This is a genomic window from Flavobacterium olei (genome assembly GCF_039749035.1).
In the GTDB taxonomy this organism is placed as follows: domain Bacteria; phylum Bacteroidota; class Bacteroidia; order Flavobacteriales; family Flavobacteriaceae; genus Flavobacterium; species Flavobacterium olei.
The window spans coordinates 45292-64296 of record NZ_JBDKWC010000002.1 but is presented as its reverse complement, the minus strand read 5'-3'; the positions used below and the strand labels follow the sequence as shown (position 1 = coordinate 64296).

The 19005-nt window shown below is 34.2% G+C and carries 22 protein-coding genes, 1 tRNA gene and 2 pseudogenes; 13 read left to right on the top strand and 12 right to left on the bottom strand.

Going from position 1 to position 19005, the window contains the following annotated elements; genetic code table 11:
- Window positions 1-19 precede the first annotated feature (19 nt).
- The 3 genes from ABEB31_RS04235 to ABEB31_RS04225 all read left to right on the top strand — a co-directional run bounded on the left by ABEB31_RS04235 (window position 20) and on the right by ABEB31_RS04225 (window position 1904).
- Window positions 20-586 carry a 30S ribosomal protein S16 gene (locus ABEB31_RS04235; RefSeq protein ID WP_347050099.1) on the top strand — a complete coding sequence of 189 codons (567 nt, stop codon included), beginning with the start codon at window positions 20-22 and terminating at the stop codon, window positions 584-586.
- A gap of 15 nt (window positions 587-601) precedes the next feature.
- On the top strand, window positions 602-1126 hold the full coding sequence (rimM, locus tag ABEB31_RS04230) for a ribosome maturation factor RimM (protein ID WP_347050098.1): 525 nt from the start codon (window positions 602-604) through the stop codon (window positions 1124-1126).
- A 64-nt stretch (window positions 1127-1190) separates the two neighbouring features.
- Complete coding sequence (locus tag ABEB31_RS04225; protein ID WP_347050096.1) at window positions 1191-1904, top strand: tRNA1(Val) (adenine(37)-N6)-methyltransferase; 714 nt, start codon at window positions 1191-1193, stop codon at window positions 1902-1904.
- Window positions 1905-1977: 73 nt separating this feature from the next.
- Here the strand turns inward: ABEB31_RS04225 and ABEB31_RS04220 are convergent, their stop codons facing one another.
- The 5 genes from ABEB31_RS04220 to ABEB31_RS04200 form a co-directional block, all read right to left on the bottom strand.
- Entirely contained in the window at window positions 1978-3267 is a 1290-nt protein-coding gene (locus tag ABEB31_RS04220) for an HlyD family secretion protein (RefSeq protein WP_347050095.1), read from the bottom strand.
- 2 nt (window positions 3268-3269) lie between these two features.
- Window positions 3270-5462, bottom strand: coding sequence for a peptidase domain-containing ABC transporter (locus ABEB31_RS04215; protein ID WP_347050094.1), 2193 nt, complete (start codon window positions 5460-5462; stop codon window positions 3270-3272).
- Window positions 5463-6032: 570 nt separating this feature from the next.
- Complete coding sequence (locus tag ABEB31_RS04210; protein WP_347050093.1) at window positions 6033-6170, bottom strand: hypothetical protein; 138 nt, start codon at window positions 6168-6170, stop codon at window positions 6033-6035.
- 70 nt (window positions 6171-6240) lie between these two features.
- Window positions 6241-6423: a hypothetical protein gene (locus ABEB31_RS04205; protein WP_347050092.1), complete on the bottom strand. Its 183-nt coding sequence runs from the start codon at window positions 6421-6423 to the stop codon at window positions 6241-6243.
- 33 nt (window positions 6424-6456) lie between these two features.
- Complete coding sequence (locus ABEB31_RS04200; RefSeq protein ID WP_347050091.1) at window positions 6457-8013, bottom strand: vitamin K epoxide reductase family protein; 1557 nt, start codon at window positions 8011-8013, stop codon at window positions 6457-6459.
- 583 nt (window positions 8014-8596) lie between these two features.
- Here ABEB31_RS04200 and ABEB31_RS04195 point away from each other — a divergent pair.
- Genes ABEB31_RS04195 through ABEB31_RS04175 form a run of 5 tightly spaced genes read left to right on the top strand, consistent with a single transcriptional unit; the run spans window position 8597 to window position 9495 of the window.
- Entirely contained in the window at window positions 8597-8737 is a 141-nt protein-coding gene (locus ABEB31_RS04195) for an rSAM-modified peptide (RefSeq protein WP_347050090.1), read from the top strand.
- A gap of 56 nt (window positions 8738-8793) precedes the next feature.
- Window positions 8794-8934 (top strand): hypothetical protein, encoded by a 141-nt coding sequence (locus ABEB31_RS04190; RefSeq protein ID WP_347050089.1) that lies wholly within the window; start codon window positions 8794-8796, stop codon window positions 8932-8934.
- A gap of 46 nt (window positions 8935-8980) precedes the next feature.
- Window positions 8981-9121, top strand: a complete 141-nt coding sequence (locus ABEB31_RS04185) for an rSAM-modified peptide (RefSeq protein WP_347050088.1) — start codon at window positions 8981-8983, stop codon at window positions 9119-9121.
- Between the two features lie 45 nt (window positions 9122-9166).
- Window positions 9167-9307, top strand: coding sequence for a hypothetical protein (locus tag ABEB31_RS04180; protein WP_347050087.1), 141 nt, complete (start codon window positions 9167-9169; stop codon window positions 9305-9307).
- Between the two features lie 44 nt (window positions 9308-9351).
- Complete coding sequence (locus ABEB31_RS04175) at window positions 9352-9495, top strand: hypothetical protein (RefSeq protein ID WP_347050086.1); 144 nt, start codon at window positions 9352-9354, stop codon at window positions 9493-9495.
- A 10-nt stretch (window positions 9496-9505) separates the two neighbouring features.
- Here the strand turns inward: ABEB31_RS04175 and ABEB31_RS21680 are convergent.
- Window positions 9506-9748, bottom strand: a pseudogene (locus tag ABEB31_RS21680) (helix-turn-helix domain-containing protein); the annotation flags it as partial.
- Between the two features lie 633 nt (window positions 9749-10381).
- A pseudogene (locus tag ABEB31_RS21675) lies at window positions 10382-10495 on the bottom strand (hypothetical protein); the annotation flags it as partial.
- 970 nt (window positions 10496-11465) lie between these two features.
- On the opposite strand from ABEB31_RS21675, the gene ABEB31_RS04165 reads away from it, so the two are divergent.
- From ABEB31_RS04165 to ABEB31_RS04150, 4 genes are all read left to right on the top strand, one after another.
- Window positions 11466-12644 carry an acyl-CoA dehydrogenase family protein gene (locus ABEB31_RS04165; RefSeq protein WP_347050084.1) on the top strand — a complete coding sequence of 393 codons (1179 nt, stop codon included), beginning with the start codon at window positions 11466-11468 and terminating at the stop codon, window positions 12642-12644.
- A gap of 89 nt (window positions 12645-12733) precedes the next feature.
- A complete protein-coding gene (locus ABEB31_RS04160) occupies window positions 12734-13516 on the top strand; it encodes a DUF3050 domain-containing protein (protein ID WP_347050083.1) in 783 nt (260 codons plus the stop codon).
- 64 nt (window positions 13517-13580) lie between these two features.
- A complete protein-coding gene (locus ABEB31_RS04155) occupies window positions 13581-14342 on the top strand; it encodes an SGNH/GDSL hydrolase family protein (RefSeq protein WP_347050082.1) in 762 nt (253 codons plus the stop codon).
- Window positions 14343-14610: 268 nt separating this feature from the next.
- Complete coding sequence (locus tag ABEB31_RS04150; RefSeq protein WP_347050081.1) at window positions 14611-15117, top strand: GNAT family N-acetyltransferase; 507 nt, start codon at window positions 14611-14613, stop codon at window positions 15115-15117.
- A 49-nt stretch (window positions 15118-15166) separates the two neighbouring features.
- Here ABEB31_RS04150 and ABEB31_RS04145 read toward each other — a convergent pair whose 3' ends face one another.
- The 5 genes from ABEB31_RS04145 to ABEB31_RS04125 form a co-directional block, all read right to left on the bottom strand.
- The gene (locus tag ABEB31_RS04145; RefSeq protein WP_347050080.1) at window positions 15167-15343 is read right to left on the bottom strand and encodes a hypothetical protein; all 177 of its coding nucleotides are present in this window, start codon (window positions 15341-15343) and stop codon (window positions 15167-15169) included.
- A 90-nt stretch (window positions 15344-15433) separates the two neighbouring features.
- Window positions 15434-15775, bottom strand: a complete 342-nt coding sequence (locus tag ABEB31_RS04140; protein WP_347050079.1) for a hypothetical protein — start codon at window positions 15773-15775, stop codon at window positions 15434-15436.
- The gene (locus ABEB31_RS04135; protein WP_347050078.1) at window positions 15768-16358 is read right to left on the bottom strand and encodes a hypothetical protein; all 591 of its coding nucleotides are present in this window, start codon (window positions 16356-16358) and stop codon (window positions 15768-15770) included. The genes ABEB31_RS04140 and ABEB31_RS04135 overlap by 8 nt, the downstream gene beginning before the upstream one ends.
- A 107-nt stretch (window positions 16359-16465) precedes the next feature.
- Window positions 16466-16552: transfer RNA gene (locus ABEB31_RS04130), tRNA-Ser, on the bottom strand.
- 59 nt (window positions 16553-16611) lie between these two features.
- A complete protein-coding gene (locus ABEB31_RS04125) occupies window positions 16612-17481 on the bottom strand; it encodes a LysR substrate-binding domain-containing protein (protein ID WP_347050077.1) in 870 nt (289 codons plus the stop codon).
- A gap of 90 nt (window positions 17482-17571) precedes the next feature.
- On the opposite strand from ABEB31_RS04125, the gene ABEB31_RS04120 reads away from it, so the two are divergent.
- Window positions 17572-18825, top strand: coding sequence for an MFS transporter (locus tag ABEB31_RS04120; protein ID WP_347050076.1), 1254 nt, complete (start codon window positions 17572-17574; stop codon window positions 18823-18825).
- Window positions 18826-19005 lie beyond the last annotated feature (180 nt).

Here is a 19005-nt window from a genome sequence, read left to right as displayed (position 1 = left end):
CAAATTTAATCATACGATTATGTCAGTAAAAATTAGATTACAAAGACACGGTAAAAAAGGAAAACCTTTTTACTGGGTTGTAGCTGCAGATGCACGCTCAAAAAGAGATGGTAAATACTTAGAGAAAATCGGTACTTACAATCCAAACACAAACCCTGCAACTATCGACTTAAACCTTGATAGCGCTGTTAAATGGTTACACAATGGTGCTCAGCCAACTGACACTGCAAGAGCAATTCTTTCTTACAAAGGTGCTTTATTGAAACACCACCTTGAAGGAGGTATTCGTAAAGGAGCTTTAACTCAAGAGCAGGCAGATGCTAAATTAGCAGCTTGGTTAGAGGCTAAAGCAGGAAAAGTTGACGCTAAAAAAGACGGCTTAACAAAAGCGCAAGCTGATGCTAAAGCTAAAGCTTTAAAAGCAGAACAAGAAGTTAACGCTAAGCGTTTAGCTGCTGCAGCTCAGGCTGAAGCTGATGCTATCGCTGCTGCAACACCTGCAGTTGAAGAAGAAGTTGCTGAAGTAGAAGAATCTACTGAAGAAGCTCCTGCTGCTGAAGAGAATAACGAAACAACTGAAGCATAATTTTACCCAGCGATAATGCGTAAAGAAGAATGTTTTTATTTAGGTAAAATCGCTAAAAAATTTAGTTTCAAAGGTGAAGTCCTGATCTATTTAGATACAGACGAACCTGAGTTATACGAAAATCTGGAATCAGTGTTTGTTGAACAAAACAAACACTTGGTTCCTTTTTTTATTGAAACCAGCTCTTTACACAAAAACGACTTCTTAAGAGTTCGTTTTGAAGATGTTACTACCGAAGAAGAAGCCGATACTCTTTTAGGAAGCGGCATTTACCTTCCTCTGTCTATGTTGCCAAAACTGAGCGGCAACAAATTTTATTACCATGAAGTAATTGGTTTCGAAATCGAAGACAAACGTCTGGGTGTTTTCGGTAAAATCACTTCTATTAATGACTCTACAGCACAACCTCTTTTTGAAGTGTTAAATGGTGAAGTTGAAATTTTGGTTCCGATGATTGATCATTTCCTTGTAAAAATTGATCGCGAGAACAAAAAAGTAATTATGGATCTTCCTGAAGGTCTGGTAGAAATGTACTTATAAAACATTTCGTTTCCGTATTTGAGTTTCCGTTCTTCTATTGTGCTTTAATTTCTAATGTTATATTATGTCTAAATTCACTTTCAAACAATTTTCTGTTTTGCAGGACAAAACCGCTATGAAAGTAGGTACAGATGGTGTTTTATTAGGCGCCTGGGCTCCCGTAGACCACAAACTGTTTAGTATTTTAGATATTGGTGCTGGAACCGGAATTATTGCTTTGATGCTGGCACAGCGCACTTCTGCAGAACAAATTGATGCTTTGGAAATTGACGAAGAAGCTTATGAACAAGCCGTAGAAAATTTTGAAAATTCTCCCTGGGGCGATCGCTTATTTTGTTTTCATGCCGGATTGGATGAATTTATTGAAGAACCCGAAGATGAATATGATTTAATTGTTTCAAATCCGCCTTTTTACGCTGAAGATTATAAAACCGAAAACGAACAACGTGATTTAGCGCGTTTTCAGGACGCTATGCCTTTTGAAGAATTGGTAGAAGCGGCCGATTTATTACTTTCAGAAAACGGAATATTTGCATTGATTCTTCCGCATAAAGAAGAAGAAAAATTTATCGCTTTAGCTAAAGAATACGAATTATATCCAGTAAAAATTACAAGGGTAAAGGGAACTCCTACTTCAGAAATTAAACGTAGTTTATTGGCTTTTAGCCGAAATAAAATTGCAGAAATCGAAGTCGATGAATTAATTATTGAAATCGACAGACATATTTACACCCCGGAATATATTGAATTGACAAAAGATTTTTATTTGAAGATGTAGCCATCATACATCTTTGTCAAAGTTTTAAACTTTGACAAGATTTTAAATTTACGTTAAATGCAATTAGTTAAGATTATGTCTGCTCAAAAATATTCTTAAACTGATACAAAACTCTCTCCAGAAGACGCAGGTCTTCGGTTACAATTTCTGCTCGCCCTTTCATTTCCTGCTGAAAGATTATTTTTTTATTGTACGACGTTTTCAATCCGTTTGGAAGAGCGACATCGAGTAATAAATTACCGTCTTTATCGGGAACTAATGAAATGTTTTTAATTTTCCCGTTTAAAACACCAAACTCCCTGTCCGGATAATTGGCTAAACGAATATTTACACGTTGTCCGACTTTTATCTTTCCCGAATTTAAAGCCGGTGCTTTTACTTTTCCTATAAAACCGTTTTTTGCATCTGGAATTATAGAAAAAACATTATCACCTGCATTGATAGTCTGATTTTCATTCCAAACCTGCAAAAAAGTAACCACACCACTTATAGAAGATTTTAATGCATACGCCAGTTCCCAGTCTCTTATTACCTTTTTTAACTGATAAAAAGATTGTGACATACTGCGACCTAAGTTAACTTCTTCCCTTGTGCTGTTTATTTGCGAATTCTGACTCGATTTTGTATTGTCAATCAAAGAGGAACGCAATTGGGAAATGGACGTTAAAAGGCTTTTATAATTCTTTTGAGCCTGAAGATAACCGAGTTTTTTAACTTCCATTTCCTGGGCAGAAATAATTCCTTTATTGAATAAGACTTCAAAACGGGCAATTTCATTTTTCTGAAGCACGAGTTCGCTTTCGTTAAGTGTTTTTTGCTGTTGTAAAATATCCAGTCTTTCCTTGATCTGTATTTTCTCTGAACTCTGCGCCCGGCTTTCTACTTCAAACGGATGAAGATTCTGATTCAGCTGCTGCGCCTGATAATCTTTTTGAAAAACCGCATACGCACTTTCAATTTCTCCTAACTGTGTGTTTTTCAGCAAAGCAAACGGAAATTCTTTTTTTGAATTATTGACATCATATTGATCTACAAGACTTTTTAGCAGAAAAACATCTTTGTAATTCGCTGTATTTTCTATAATGGCCAAAGTACTGTTCTTCGCTACAAGCGTTTTATTTTTTACTAAAATCGCCTCAATGCGACCTGAAGATTTGGAGACGATTCTTTCCGGCGGAATGTTGGTTGTAATTACAATTTCTGTATTTACCACATCAGGATATTTAACGAACCAGGAAACGAAAAATAACATGATAATTATGGCAAATATCAGAACGGTTCCCCATCGTATCATCCAATGCGGAACTTTGGTCAGAATGTCCTGAACTTCTTCACTTCTTAATTCGAATGTTTCCTCCGTCATGATTAATTTCCTAATTGCAGTTGATTTCGCACTAATTCAAAATAATTCCCTTTTTGTTCCACCAAGGCAGAATGGCTTCCAATTTCTATAATTTTACCTTTATCTAAAACCACGATCTGATCGGCGTTCATAACTGTACTGAGTCTGTGGGCTATAACAACAACCGTTTTTTCCTTGAAGAAAATATCGAGTTTTTTCATAATTTCCTTTTCATTATTAGCGTCTAATGCGGAAGTTGCTTCATCAAAAAATAAAATTTCAGGATTTTTATAGACTGCCCGGGCAATTAATAATCGTTGTTTTTGTCCGGTGCTCATTCCTAATCCTTCCGCGCCAATTTTGGTATTAAATCCTAACGGAAGTCCGCTAATATATTCTTTTATATTGGCAACATCTGCGGCATAAACTAATTTTTCCTTATCAATTCTGTCGGCACCAAAGGCTATATTATTGGCAATTGTATCACTAAAAATAAAACCTTCCTGCATTACCGCGCCAATGTGCGAGCGCCAGGCTTTTTGCGAAATATTTTTAAGTTGTGAATTGCCTATCAGCACCTCTCCTTTTTCCGGATCGTAAAATTTCAAAAGCAGTTTCATTAGTGTTGTTTTCCCGCTTCCGCTGACGCCAACTATTGCTGTAACTTTATTCGCGGGAATAATCAGGCTTAAATCATCTAAAACAGGAATATCTGAACCCAAGTAGCGATAAGAGAGATTTTTGATCTCAATATCTGAATTGTACGGAACATCGTTAGTCTGATGAAGTTCCTGCTGCGTCTCGTCTTCTTTTTGATGAATTTCGGATAGTCTGGCCAAAGAAATTTTAGCATCCTGCAATTCTCTTACAAATTCTATTAACTGCGTTATAGGACCGTTTAAACTTCCCACAATAGCACTTATGGCAAGCATCATACCCAAAGTAATAGAACCGTCGATCACTAGTTTTGCTGAAAGAAGTATTATAAATATATTTTTTAACTCATTAATTACCGATGAACCGATGGTCTGCGATTGTTCTAAAACCAAACCTTTAATCGAGACCCTGAAAAGTCTTGCCTGTACGTATTCCCAACCCCATCTTTTTTGTTTTTCTGCATTGTGGAGTTTGATTTCCTGCATTCCATTAATGAGTTCCATTACTTTACTCTGCTCGTTTGACACTTCGGCAAAACGTTTGTAATCCAAAACTTCTCTTCTTTTTAGAAATAAGGTTATCCATCCAAAATAAAAAACGCTTCCGATAAAAAACACTAAAAATATCTGCAAATTGAAATAAGCCAGAACGGCTCCCATCACAAACATGTTAAGTACAGAAAAAAGAACATTTAAAGAAGATGTGGTCAATATTTTTTCGATCCGGCGATGGTCATTGATGCGCTGCATAATATCTCCTGTCATTCTCACATCAAAAAAAGAAATCGGGAGATTCATCAGTTTTATGAAAAAATCTGAAATAAGAGAAATGTTGATCCGGGTTGATAAATGCAGTAAAATCCAGCTGCGGATTAATTCTAATCCTGTTCTTCCGGCAAATATGAAAAGCATTGCAAAAAGAATTAAATATATAAAATGTATATTTTGATTCTGAATGCCGACATCTACAATACTTTGTGTTAAAAAAGGAAAAATCAGACTGAGCAAACTACTCGCCAGAAGTCCGATACCTAACTGAACAAGAAATGATTTGTATTGAAATAAGTACTGGGAAAGAAACTGAAAACCCAAACCGGAATTTTCTTCTTTATCAAAATCGGACTGAAAAAATTTTGGCGTTGCTTCGATTAATAATGCAATTCCTTCCGGTGTGGCATCGCTGGCATTATTACCGATCCAGAACTTTACAAACTCCTTTTTATCGTATTCTAAAAGTCCAAAAGCAGGATCTGAAATATAATATTTGTCTTTTTTTATTTTATAAAGCACCACATAATGATCTTTATTCCAATGCAGGATACAAGGCAGTGGTGCTTCTTCAATTCTTTGGGCAGATAATTTAACTCCTAAAGTCCGGAAACCGATTTTTTCTGCTGCATCACTCAGAAAAAGCAAATTACTTCCTTCACGAGTCGTTTCGCTATAATCCCGCAACTCCTGAATATTGATTGTTTTACCGTAATATTTAGCAATAATTTTTAAACATGTCGGTCCGCAATCTTTATGATCTGCCTGTCTGTAATTGATGAATTTTTTCAATTTATTTTGATTTATTCAAGACCAAATTAATAAAAAAATTTCTTGTTAATCCATAAAAAAACAGAGAAGATACCATCTTCTCTGTTTTGGGTATTTAAAAACAAATTTTTTAGCAATACAATTTCTTTAGGACATGGCCGCGGTTCACCCTAACCAAATAAATTAAACCAGCGACCAACTCCTAAGAATCTTAGTACCAATCATCAATACTAAGAATTTGCTCAATGTTCCACGATCGAGCGCCCATACATTTAAAAAAAACATGACTAAATTCTAAATAAGGCTATATCGTATTACTTTTAAAAAAGTTAAAAATTAACAACAAAGACGACCTGTATCACAAATACCTGATGTTGTATTTAGCGGACAAGTTTCGCCTGCGGATATTAAAATGCATCCTGCTTCTAAAGCGTAAACCCAACATTCTGGAATTCCTCCCTTCATTGTTTTCTGCTCAGTTTTACTTATACTGTGAGCTCCGTTTAGACTTAAAATCTTCTTCAACATAATTAATACCATTTAATATATAGTAACTGCGTTTTTAGCTTTTTGTTACTATAGGTTCATTATTTAATTCGCAAGAATATTATTTTCAATCGTTACATCGTGACAATTGAGTTCTTGTGAATAATCACCCCCCAAAATGCGTTTTTGTTCTTTTTTGGTCAGCTTTTGGGTTTCTTTGCTTTTTAAAATCTTTTCTAACATAACTTGTATTTTACTGTTCTGAATTCAGCTTCAGATCTGTAAAAAACCTGATGCTTCTCAAATTCCTACTTTAACAGCTTCCGACATAATTATTTGGTATACAGGTCCAATATGCGGGCACTGTGCCAAATTCTGTACATCTTTTGGCTTTAAATCCATCATCACAAATAGGAGCATTTCCTCCATTTATTGTTTTTTGCTCATTTGCAGATAACTCTACTGCACCTTTCAACTTCAAAATATTCTTTAACATAACTGCAGGTTTTAATGGGGGAGGTTACTAATCTTATGCTGTTTTTTCCAATACCTGAACTTCTTCTACAAAATCATTTAAAAAATATTTCAATTCGTTCAGGTCATATTCATTTGGAAATATTTTTTCATTTACAATTTTAATTGGTGTATAATTAAAATTATTCATCGAGCACCAGTCGTATTGTTTCTGGATTTCCTGACTTATCATCATACTAACAGAATCTACATGCCATTTTTTGAGCCATTTTTTGTGTACCATTCTTTTAATGTACCAATCTGAAATAGCTTCTACTGTTTTTCCTGGTGTTGCTCTGTTAATTGTTAACATTCTTTCGACTACTGCCTTATACGGATTATCATTATTTTCCGGATTGATATTAAAAAGAACATTTAAAAATATTTTATCGGGAAACTTTAATACTAATTCAAAAGCATCCTGAAAAGTTTTGTAACAATGTCCGCAGCTCGGACTCAAAATTATCGATAGTCTTACTGCTGCATTTTTATTTCCAAAAGTCAATCCTCTTAAATCTTCAAATCCTTTGGTATATTTTACTTTTTTGGATAAGAAATTTAGCAGAGAATAGTTTCTTTTAAATTTCTTAAGCTCTTTTAATGAATTCTCATTATCAAGCATATTCTTAATCATAACTTTAACTGCTGCCCAAATCGGAATTAAAAGCAATAGTGAGAAAACATATGGAAAAACCATATTGATACTAAAATTCAATGTAAAAAGATTGGATGAAAACCATGCAATACTCTGAATAAGAATAATAACTGAAACTGCCAGGCACATTACACACCACTTTTGAATTTCAAATTTTTGAATCCAGACAGAACAAACTACCAACGGAATTGCCAAAAGACTCAAAAAGCCGACAAATACCGCAGAAGTAACTGGTGCTACAAGGATTGCAATTATGCTGGAACCAAAAAACAGCAGCGGCAAATCTGAAAAACTCAACCACTTATTCGCGATATCATCGTTAAAACTAATTACGGAATGACAAGAAGAGTTAGAACTTAAATTACAAAATTTAGAAATTACTGTATTTTTAACACCCCATTTTTGCTGTACAATAAATATGCTTACAATTAAACCTATAATAGAAGTCGCTAAAAAAGCAGCACTAAAAACATTATAATGGTGATAGAAAAATGACAATCCTGTTAAAAGTAAAAGAGGTAAAAAATATTTTAACCAATTATATTCTACTTTAAGATTTTCTCTTGCTACAACATTATTGGGTTCGATAGCCACGATAACGCCATTCCAGTCTAACAAAAAATTGTCATACGATAATTTTTGAGCCCCTTTTTTTGTTGTCGTGATTCGAACACCATTTTTAATCTTTTCTACAAGAGTTAATTCATCTTTAAAATACGCCAAAAAATTTGCTGGTAAATCTACAATCTGTTCTTTCGAAACTCTCACCGCTGCATTCTCTACAGAAAGCAAATCAAACGAGTCTGTAATGGCAAATAAACTCGGATAATTTGGATGAGATAAAAACAGATCCTTAAACTCATTTTTTATATCTGAGTATCGGTTGATTTGCAGAAATTTTTGAACCAGTTTTAACATCTCTTTTGATCGTTTTTAAATCATAATTACAGTGCAAATATTGGTGTTTTTATTGATAAATATCACATGCATACATACATTTTATTAATTATACCACATACAATTTATAAATTATACCAACTATAGTAATTAATACAATCACTTGTTTATCAGCGCATTGTGTCGATTATTTTTTAGAAAAAAGTGTAGATCCTTCATTTTCGATTAACGGTCTTTCTTTTTGCCTAGTTTTGAATAAGCAATAATCTAAACACCATCAAACATGAAAAAAGATTCATTTATTTCCGTTGATTTTATAGAAAATTAAACTTAGAAATAACGTCCATAAAGACTAAAAAAATAGTCAAAAACAGATAAAAGTCGGCATAAATATTCCCCCAAAAAACAGATTAAAAGCATTGATAAATTGAAAGATTTAACTTATAATATAGTAAATCTCGACCGCTTTTAAACTTCCCAAAAATCCATAATTAAAAACAACCTAAACCAAATTTACAGGCGTAATTATCGCATTTCATCAGATTGCAAAAAAATATTTATGAAAGATTAATTGTACAAAATAAGCAAATAAAAATTAATAAACATGGAAAAGAGAACACTAAAAATCAGTCATTTCGAATCAGAAAAAATAAATAAAGAAGCTCAAAAAGTTATTCGCGGCGGTGATGGCGAACCCACAGACCCTAATAATCCGATAAAAAATGGCGGAAGCGGAAACGGTTAATAGCATCAAAAAAATATAAAACACTATAAAAAAACGAATCAAATAAATAAGAAATTATGAAAACTAAAACATTGAAAATCGCCGATTTTGAATCACAAAAAATAAATAAAGACGCGCAGAAAGTAATCCGTGGCGGAGATGGTGAACCTATAGATCCTAACAATCCTGTAAAAAACGGAGGTGGCGGAAACGGCTAATTACATCAAAATATAAAAGATATATCATCTGAAAATTAAAAAGGTTATGAAAAATAAAGTATTAAAACTAGTAGATTTTCAACTGGAAAAAATAAATAAAGACGCTCAAAAAGTTATCCGTGGCGGAGGTGATGAACCAACAGATCCAAACAACCCAATAAAAAATGGCGGTGGCGGAAACGGTTAATCGTGACCTTGAAATTATAAGAAACAAATTAAAAAAAAAGAAAAGATGAAAAATAACTCACTGAAAATCAAGAACTTTGAATCAGATAAAATAAGTAAAGAAGCTCAAAAAATTATTAGAGGAGGAGACGGCGAACCAATAGATCCGAACAATCCGGTAAAAAACGGAGGAAGCGGAAACGGTTAATTCCTGTTCAGAGTATAATTATAAACAACCAAAAAGATAAAATCATGAAAAATAAAGCACTTAATATCAAAGATTTTGAAATAGAAAGAATAAATAGAGAAGCTCAAAAAAGTATAAGAGGCGGCGATGACGAAACCCCTACTGATCCAAACAACCCGATAAAAAATGGAGGTAGTGGAAATGGTTAATATTACAGCTTTAAATATTGTTCGCAAATTGAGCTGGAGAAACTCCAGTTCTTTTGCGAAACGATTTTGCAAATGAAACTGCATTTTTAAAACCAACACTTTCTGCAATTGCCTGCGTAGAATATTTACGATACAAATGATTCGTAATCATCTGATTAATAACATAATTAATCTTTAATTCGTTAGAATATTCGCCAAAAGATTTTCCAAATCTTTTATTGACTACGTATGACAGATAAGTTGTATTTGTCTTTATCTTTTTCGCAACATACGACAGGGTAAAATCGGCATTCAGGTATTCTAATTTGTCTTCCAGTGCCAGTAATTTTTCTACAATTTTATTTTCTTTTGCTTCGTCTATACTAAGATTTGCATTTTCTTTCTTAAGCAAACTGTCTTCTAATTCGGGAACTTCTATTGCTACGGCAGCCTCCTCTACTGTAGCTTTTTCAATTTCAACTTTTTCAATTTCAACTTTTTCAATTTCCTTTTTCTCCAAATTAGCTTTAAATTCCTCAATTAAGGCATTCATTTTCTTCTGTGCCTTATTTTTATCACGAATACTTTTGATGAGGAAAAATACAATTCCGATCACTAAGATTACATAAAGTACTTTCAGGGCTTTATTCCATAAAACTTCATATTTGTACTTTTCCCTGATGCTAATCATTTCTTCACTCAAATTTGCTGTACCAAGTTTGTAATTGACTTCTAAAGCTTCTTCTCGTAACTCTCCTTCGTATTTTTCGTAAGAATCCAGATAGATTTTAGAATGTTTAAAAGCCTGTTCAGGCTCATCCTTTAAATTATAAATTTTAGCCTGGAGGTAATTGGACTGAAAAGAAATTCGATCAATTTTTTTTCCTTTTACAGATATAGAATCCACCTTTTTTAAAAAAACCAGTGCTTTATCGTAGTTCTTAATAGAGTAATATAAATCTCCTAAATTATAATTGGCAATCCTGTAATATCCCTCATCTTTATTTTGTTTCGCATACATCGAAATATCAAAATATGTCCGTTCAGCATTTTTAAAATCTTTCTTAAACAAATAAATATTTCCTAAACTGAGCGTAGACGTCATTTTATTGTCTACATAATTCTGAGAATAGGTAATTGCTCTTTTATAAAAGTATTCTGCCGAATCCAGGAGGAATCGTTTGGTCCGGTTTTTCATAAAATAACCTTCATAGACATTTCCTAAATTGGTGTAGATGTTACTTTTACTATTTTGCAATTGCTCAGATTCGTAAAGACCTTCATTCTTATTAAGAAAATCACTGTTTTGTCTCAGGTTTTTAATGGCAAGTGCGTAGTTCCCCACTTCTTCATTTACCAGAGCAATATTACTTTTAAATTTTACAATCTGGATTACGTCGGTAGTCTTTGTAGAAAGCTTTATACCTTCCTGATAATTAGTGAGGGCGTTACTGAAATTTTTTCTTTTCCATTCGGTAAGTCCTCTATAATTATACAGGTAAGCTCTGAGATTTATTTTTTGTACAGATTCGGGAATTTTATTGTAATACTCTAATGCTTTTTTGTACCATTCGTCACATTTAGATCTGTTACCTTTTAGTTGATATAAGTAAGATCCCGCTCCGTAAGCAAAGGATAAATGTTCTGCATTTGAAGATTTTTGAAGTTCGGCAGCATACTCCAGACCCTGGTCAAAACTACCATTCATGCTGAAACGGATTTTATCCTGTAGTTCTAAATATTCTTGTTCAGTAAACTCTTTTGTAGGTTGAGCCTTACTTGTACAAAATACTAGTAAAAATAAAAGAGAGATGATCAGCCTCATTTAATTTTGTTTTTGGTATTCAAAAATAGTCTATAAATTATCAATAAACTACAATTAATTTGCCAAATTCCTATTAATTTTATTTTCGATATTAAAAAATATAACAATTTAGCTTTGATTTGTTATATTTTTATTGCGTAAATTTGTTTAACAAAAATTCAGAAACATGAAACCAGATCTATTTCAATCTCCAGATTACTATAACTTAGACGATTTGCTAACAGAAGAGCATAAATTGGTTCGCGAGTCGGCTCGAGCGTGGGTCAAAAGAGAAGTTTCTCCTATTATAGAAGAATATGCTCAAAAAGCCGAATTTCCGAAGCAAATAATTAAAGGTCTTGGTGAAATTGGTGGTTTTGGACCTTATATTCCGGTTGAATATGGCGGTGCCGGACTCGACCAAATCTCTTATGGCTTAATTATGCAGGAAATTGAGAGAGGCGATTCTGGGGTACGATCTACTTCATCTGTACAATCATCCCTGGTAATGTACCCGATCTGGAAATATGGAAACGAAGAACAAAGAATGAAATACCTGCCAAAACTGGCAACAGGAGAATTTATTGGCTGTTTTGGTTTAACAGAGCCGGACCACGGTTCGGATCCCGGAAGTATGATTACCAATTTTAAAGATATGGGAGATCATTATCTTTTAAATGGTGCCAAAATGTGGATTTCGAATGCGCCATTTGCTGATATTGCTGTCGTATGGGCAAAAAATGAAGAAGGAAGAATTCATGGTTTAATTGTAGAAAGAGGAATGGAAGGTTTTACAACTCCCGAAACTCATAATAAGTGGTCGCTTCGTGCCTCTGCAACGGGAGAATTAATTTTTGATAATGTAAAAGTTCCTAAAGAAAATCTTTTGCCAAATAAATCCGGACTTGGGGCTCCACTTGGTTGTCTAGATTCTGCACGATATGGAATTGCCTGGGGAGCAATCGGTGCCGCAATGGATTGTTACGATACTGCTTTACGCTACGCCAAAGAAAGAATTCAGTTTGGAAAACCAATTGGAGGCACACAATTACAGCAAAAAAAACTAGCCGAAATGATCACCGAAATCACAAAAGCACAATTATTAACCTGGCGTTTAGGCGTTTTAAGAAACGAAGGCAAAGCTACAACAGCACAAATTTCTATGGCAAAACGTAATAATGTTAATATGGCAATCACGATTGCACGGGAGGCAAGACAAATGCTGGGAGGAATGGGGATCACCGGCGAATATTCTATTATGCGACACATGATGAACCTTGAAAGTGTCATTACATACGAAGGAACGCACGACATTCATTTATTAATAACCGGAATGGATGTGACTGGAATTCCTGCCTTTAAATAACTGCTAATTATAAAATTATATATAAAATCAATCTTAAAAGCTTCTTCTAACCGAAGAAGCTTTTTATCTTTGCACCAAAATCTCCAAAAATGAATATCGAAACGATAAACAAAAGCATACAACTACAAAAAGACCAATTATTAAACCATTCTTTATACAATAAAATTCAAAACATAGAGGACTTGCACAGCTTTCTGGAAACCCATGTTTTTGCAGTCTGGGATTTTATGTCACTTTTAAAAGCATTGCAGGCCAAACTTACCTGTACGACAACGCCATGGTTTGCCACAAAAAATCCGGAGACCAGATATCTGATCAATGAAATTGTCCTGGCAGAAGAAACCGACTTAACAATCGATGGAAGAAGACAAAGTCATTATGAAATGTATCTGGAAGCCATGGAAGATTGCGGAGCAGATACAACCGGCATATTAAGCTTTTTATCAGAAGTAAAATCGCTTCATAATATATTTGTTGCTATTAAACAAAGTGCATTACATCCTAATGTAAAAGCCTTTTTAGATTTTACTTTCAGAGTAATCGAGGAAGGAAAACCACACGAAATAGCTGCTGCTTTTACTTTTGGAAGAGAAGATTTAATTCCGAGCATGTTTACTCAGATCCTGAAAAATTTCCAGAAAAATCTTCCGGAAACCGATTTAGCAAAATTGCTGTATTATTTTGAAAGACATATCGAATTGGACGCCGACGAGCATGGACCAATGGCAATGCAGATGATTACCGAATTATGCGAAGAAGATGCACAAAAATGGAAAGAAGTTGAAGAAGTTTCTATTCTGGCCTTAGAAAAACGTATCGCACTCTGGAATGCCATTGAGGAAGAAATTGTGATGAAAGCCGAAATGGTTTAAAAACCAAAACCAGATATTTACCGTAACTATTTGTTTAAAACGACCTCAATTAAATTTAAACAATATGAAACCTGAATTTAAACAAATAGTTACCCTTATACTCTCCGTATTTCTTTTGAGCTGCAGTTCAGACGAACCAAACACGAAACCTGTTATCGCAACACCTCCAGTTGTAAATCCGCCTGTAACAAATCCAAATATTTCAATTCCGGGCACTGTAAATTATTTAGCTTTAGGCGACAGTTATACGATCGGCCAAAGCGTCTGCGAAACCTGCAGATTTCCCGAACAGCTAAAAAAAAGCCTGCAGAACATGTATGCCAGTACCATTTCGCTAAAAATAATTGCGACAACCGGCTGGACAACATCCAATTTGATTTCGGCAGTTAATAGCCAAACCCTTAAGCCTGATTATGATTTGGTAACACTTTTAATCGGAGTCAACAACCAATATCAGCACAGAAACTTTTCTGTTTACGAAAAAGAATTTCCAGAATTAGTCACCAAAGCGATCATGCTGGCAAAAGGGGACAAAAAAAATGTGGTAGTCATTTCTATTCCCGATTATGCCTACACGCCTTACGGCCAAAGTATGGCCGGAAATCAAAGCGCTATGATTTCTACAGAAATTGACCAATACAATAACTTTGCAGAAAAATACTGCGCCACTAATCAAATCGCTTTTGTATCTATCACAGATATTACACGTCTCGGCTTAAACAGTCCAAATCTTGTGGCTTCAGACGGACTTCATCCTTCCGAAACCGCTTATAAATTATTTGTAGACCGTATGATGCCGCAAATTAAAATAGCATTACAAGACTAATATTTAGGATTTTTAGAAGCAGAAAATACGATTTCAAAACAATTTTAGTCCCGATCCCAGACTTCGGGACAATTTATCTATATTGGTAAACCCAGCCAATAGAGGATACCGCTTCTATCGGGGCTATACTAGGAATTTTCATTTTTTCAATTTCTTCATTTTACTATTCTATTCTCTAAAAAAGGTTAAAACTGATTTTTTAAAATACCCAATCCTTTCAAAAAGCTACCTTTGGTTAAGAGTACTTTTTAAAGAATAAAACACAATAATGGAATTTTTAAAAACCACAAAAAAAGATATCGATGCCATATTCGATATATACAATCAGGCAACAGCATATCAAAAAACAGTCAATATAAAAAGCTGGCGAGGCTTTGAAAAAGAATTAATAGAGAAGGAAATCGAGGAAGAACGTCATTTTATAATAAAAGAAGAAAACGAAATTGCCTGCACTTTTGTATTAACTTTTAATGATTTAATTATTTGGAAAGAAGCCGCTGAAGATCCTGCAGTTTACATACATAGAATTGCTACAAACGCGAAATTCAGAGGACAATCTTACGTCAAAAAAATCATTGAATGGGTAAAAGTTTACGCGCATGAAAATGGCAAATCATATATACGGCTCGATACACACAGCGGCAACGAAAGAATAAACAAATATTACACAAGCTGTGGCTTTGAGTACAAAGGAATTAGCGTTATAGAATGGACACCAGAATTACCCGAACATTATAAAGAAGGTTCTTTTAGTTTATTCGAAATCAAACTTTAAATCCACAAAAGGAAATCCCTGAAGCGTTCAGGGATTTTGTTTTTTGTTATTATTTAGCTTCCCAAAAACATCTTTTGGGAGAAACAATTGCTCCTTCTTCTTTCAGCATTTTCATTGCCTTATCTACTTCCTTGCGATCCAAATTGGTTAATTCAACAACTTTTCCCGCATTAACTGGTACAGCCGCTTTTTTTATCGCTTCCAACACCTGATTTTTTGCCTCCATAATTTAAATTATTTAAATAATATGACAAAAATAGCATGTGTCTTCTTCTAATAAAATCCTTTGAAGTCATAAGAATGACAGTTTAAGACACTATTTGTAATTCTCAAAATCAACCTCGACTTTTTCAAATAGTTCAGATTTTTCCAAAATCATATTGATTCGATTTAAGCCTTCCTGATTTCCATCTGCCGTAATAAAAGCAAAACCCCAAATATCTTTAGAAACTGAAAAGGGACCAATGTCAGAATCAAAAGTCATCAAAACCTCATCGTTCATCCATAAATCGAGAATATCGATCATTTTCGGATTTAAATCTGCAATTACATTCAGCAGATCTGAATTAAAATCGTCACTTTCAGCACCTCCAAAAATGTCAATTAAAAGTTCTTCCGATTGATAACCGGGACGAAAATGATATTGATATTTATTCATTCCTTTCCACTCTCTTATATTGATATGCTGAATTATAACTTGATCCCGCCCAAATAAAAAACAAAAGTGCCCCGCTGTTATCGTATGCGTAATTTACAATTAGATTATTGTCTTTGCTAAGCCCAATTCTGGTTTTATAATTTGTGTAACCGCCCGCAAGATAAGGCACGCCGTTTCTTTTTAAATATTTATTATCCAGATAAAATAATCCTTTTTTCAACTTACCGCCCAATTCAATACTGTCTGTTTTTACGTTGTCTTTCAGAGTAATAAATTTTATTTTATTCAGATTTACCAGCTTTATTTCGACACTGTATTTTTCTTTAAGATTGTATTCTGTTTTTGAATCTTTTAGAAAACGATTCAAATTAGAATATTGTTTGACATCATCAGAATCTACTTTTGCAACATTTCCTTTTTCATAATATTTTACATCGGCAAACAATTCATACGTGCCTTCCAGTCTGGACAAATCGTTTTTTGTTAATGCTGTTTTGTCGTTCTTAATCATCTTGTCTGAAAAAGAGGCGCAGGATGTAAAAAGAAAAATCATGAAAAGAAATGTGACTGATAGTGATTTCATATCTCGACCTACATTTTTATATTAAGCTGAATTAAAGATAACTTATTATCGCTTTAAAAATAAAAAACCCGTAAATTCAATTTAATGAAATTACGGGTTTTATTCAGCAGAAAGGAAGGGATTCGAACCCTCGATACAGTTACCCATATACTAGCTTTCCAGGCTAGCTCCTTAAACCACTCGGACACCTTTCTATTTTGGTCTGCAAAGAACACAAAAAAAATCGAGTTTACAAAAGTAAATTCTAAGATAATTAAATGCTTTTTTTAAATTCTTCCATAAATAGTTGTACAGCCTTTTTTTGATACCCTCCAATTGTCAGCATAAATGCCTCCCTCTTAGTGGCTACGCCTGTAATTTGTACGGCTTTAAGTTCGTCCCAACCTTTTAGTGCTTTCTCAGCAACAATGGTAGACCAATCGCTGTTTTCTACCATTTGCAATAAAGCGTGGATCGAATGCAGCTCAATGGAAATCTTGGGTTTCATATTGAATTTTTGAAATAATTCTTCGACAAATTCCCGGGAATTTGATCCTTTTCCAGGCAGAATCAACGGTATATCTTCTATTTTTTTAAATGCAATTTTATCCAGATTTGCCAGAGCATGATTTTTAGAAACTGCCATAACCATATTAGAAGTAAACAAAGGAACTTTCTGGATGGGATGTTCGATCGCGTGCGACGGAATTACCAAAACAACATCTACCTGGTTATTGATTAGCTTTTGTTCCAGCGACTCTGTTGTTCCATATTCTACAATTATTTTGAGGTTTTTATATTGTTTGGCAAATGTATTGACAACCGGCAGAATCAAAAGTCCGAAAATATAAGTTACACCAATTCTTATTTCGCCTCCAATCATTTTGTTTAAATCGACAATGGCCTGCTTTCCATTCTGCACATTTTCTACTACTTTTTTGGCATGCATCAGAAAAACAGATCCCGCTTCGGTTAACTGAACCTTTTTGCCAATTCTTTTAAACAAAGGCATTCCTAATTCTTCTTCCAGCTTTTTTATTTGTTGTGAAAGTCCCGATTGTGTAACAAAACACAATTCGGCCGCTTTTGTAAAATGCAAAACCTCAGCCGTTTTAATAAAATATTCCAGTTGATAAATTTCCATATTGATAAGTTTTAGTACTTATTATAAGTAAAATTATTAATTTTTCTAATGTTATCATAATCCCGACCTTTGTAATAAATAATTAAGATCATGTTCAAAGCCTTAAAATCTAAAAACTTCAAACTCTTTTTCTACGGTCAGTCTGTATCTGTTATCGGAACCTGGATGCAGAAAACAGCTGTTAGCTGGATGGTTTACAGCATAACGGGATCGGTATTTTTATTAGGACTGGCAACTTTTTTAAGTATGATTCCGTCCCTGTTTCTTGCACCTTTAGCGGGAAGCATTATTGGTCGTTATGACAGACATCGTGCCATGCTGGTGCTGCAATCTTTGGCAATGCTACAGGCGGGAACTTTAGCTTTATTGATTTATCTAAAAATTTATAATATCAATTTTATTCTGGCACTGAGCCTAATTCAGGGAATCATCAACGCTTTTGATATGACCTGCCGTCAGACCATGATGATAGATATTGTAGACAGCAAAGAAGATCTTGCAAATGCAGTGGCACTAAATTCTACAATGAATAATTTTGCCAGAATAGCCGGTCCTGCCGTTGCGGGAATTATTCTGCACGAATACGGTGAAGATATTTGTTTTATTGGAAACTTCATAAGTTATGTCCCGGTTTTGATTTCTTTACTCCTGATGAAAATCACGCCACATATTAAAGCAGAAAACAAACTCAATATGCTCGACGATTTAATAGAAGGGCTGGATTATGTAAAAAAAGAAGCCGAAATGGCAAAAATGCTTTTGATGCTTACCTGCAGCAGTTTATTTGTGATTTCTTTCAATACACTAATGCCTGTTTTTGCTAAAGATATCTTCAGTGGAAACGCAGAAACTTTTAGCTGGTTCGAAAGCGCCGCCGGAATTGGTTCTGTTCTTTCTGCAGTATATCTTGCCAACTTAAAATCATCAGAAAACATGAATAAATTAATGATTGCTGCCAGTTTACTTTTAGGCTTCAGCATTATAATTCTGGCCGTTTCAAGCAGTATGACAATTGCATTAATCTGTATGACTTTAAGCGGAATTGGAATGATGGGACAAACTTCCTCTATCAATATTTACATTCAGACACATAGTCCGGTATATATGCGTTCCAGAAGTATCAGTTATTATATGATGGCTTATCAGGGAATGATTCCCGTGGGAAGTTTGATTATTGGTTACGTTTCACACTCACTCGGAGTACGCGCAACAGTTGCCATTCAGGGCGTTATATGTATTCTTTCTGTTTTAGTTTATGTCTATTATAAAAAACATAAAGCTACAGAAGAATTGGAAACATGTCCTGTTGAGTATAGAAATTCCAAACTTAAGGGAGACTTTTGAACCATATAAGTGATATAAGTTCATTTAATTAAGCTGGTTGTTTTCAAACAGTTTGTCATTTCGAGGAACGAGAAATCTCCGCGAGAAACTCTACAAAGATTGGATTCTCGTTGCGGAGCTACTTGCGGAGATTTCTCGTTCCTCGAAATGACAAAACAATACGCAGAACTTTGTCAAAGT

Excerpts from the sequence above, each read along its gene's own strand:
- ABEB31_RS04145 (WP_347050080.1), bottom strand. The coding sequence starts at position 15,343 with ATGGAGGCAAAAAATCAGGTGTTGGAAGCGATAAAAAAAGCGGCTGTA.
- ABEB31_RS04205 (WP_347050092.1), bottom strand. The coding sequence starts at position 6,423 with ATGTTAAAGAATATTTTGAAGTTGAAAGGTGCAGTAGAGTTATCTGCA.
- ABEB31_RS04125 (WP_347050077.1), bottom strand. The coding sequence starts at position 17,481 with ATGGAAATTTATCAACTGGAATATTTTATTAAAACGGCTGAGGTTTTG.
- ABEB31_RS04175 (WP_347050086.1), top strand. The coding sequence starts at position 9,352 with ATGAAAAATAAAGCACTTAATATCAAAGATTTTGAAATAGAAAGAATA.
- ABEB31_RS04180 (WP_347050087.1), top strand. The coding sequence starts at position 9,167 with ATGAAAAATAACTCACTGAAAATCAAGAACTTTGAATCAGATAAAATA.
- ABEB31_RS04235 (WP_347050099.1), top strand. The coding sequence starts at position 20 with ATGTCAGTAAAAATTAGATTACAAAGACACGGTAAAAAAGGAAAACCT.
- ABEB31_RS04160 (WP_347050083.1), top strand. The coding sequence starts at position 12,734 with ATGAATATCGAAACGATAAACAAAAGCATACAACTACAAAAAGACCAA.
- ABEB31_RS04150 (WP_347050081.1), top strand. The coding sequence starts at position 14,611 with ATGGAATTTTTAAAAACCACAAAAAAAGATATCGATGCCATATTCGAT.
- ABEB31_RS04200 (WP_347050091.1), bottom strand. The coding sequence starts at position 8,013 with ATGTTAAAACTGGTTCAAAAATTTCTGCAAATCAACCGATACTCAGAT.
- ABEB31_RS04155 (WP_347050082.1), top strand. The coding sequence starts at position 13,581 with ATGAAACCTGAATTTAAACAAATAGTTACCCTTATACTCTCCGTATTT.
- ABEB31_RS04165 (WP_347050084.1), top strand. The coding sequence starts at position 11,466 with ATGAAACCAGATCTATTTCAATCTCCAGATTACTATAACTTAGACGAT.
- ABEB31_RS04140 (WP_347050079.1), bottom strand. The coding sequence starts at position 15,775 with ATGAATAAATATCAATATCATTTTCGTCCCGGTTATCAATCGGAAGAA.
- ABEB31_RS04220 (WP_347050095.1), bottom strand. The coding sequence starts at position 3,267 with ATGACGGAGGAAACATTCGAATTAAGAAGTGAAGAAGTTCAGGACATT.
- ABEB31_RS04210 (WP_347050093.1), bottom strand. The coding sequence starts at position 6,170 with ATGTTAGAAAAGATTTTAAAAAGCAAAGAAACCCAAAAGCTGACCAAA.
- ABEB31_RS04135 (WP_347050078.1), bottom strand. The coding sequence starts at position 16,358 with ATGAAATCACTATCAGTCACATTTCTTTTCATGATTTTTCTTTTTACA.
- ABEB31_RS04225 (WP_347050096.1), top strand. The coding sequence starts at position 1,191 with ATGTCTAAATTCACTTTCAAACAATTTTCTGTTTTGCAGGACAAAACC.
- ABEB31_RS04190 (WP_347050089.1), top strand. The coding sequence starts at position 8,794 with ATGAAAACTAAAACATTGAAAATCGCCGATTTTGAATCACAAAAAATA.
- rimM (WP_347050098.1), top strand. The coding sequence starts at position 602 with ATGCGTAAAGAAGAATGTTTTTATTTAGGTAAAATCGCTAAAAAATTT.
- ABEB31_RS04195 (WP_347050090.1), top strand. The coding sequence starts at position 8,597 with ATGGAAAAGAGAACACTAAAAATCAGTCATTTCGAATCAGAAAAAATA.
- ABEB31_RS04185 (WP_347050088.1), top strand. The coding sequence starts at position 8,981 with ATGAAAAATAAAGTATTAAAACTAGTAGATTTTCAACTGGAAAAAATA.
- ABEB31_RS04120 (WP_347050076.1), top strand. The coding sequence starts at position 17,572 with ATGTTCAAAGCCTTAAAATCTAAAAACTTCAAACTCTTTTTCTACGGT.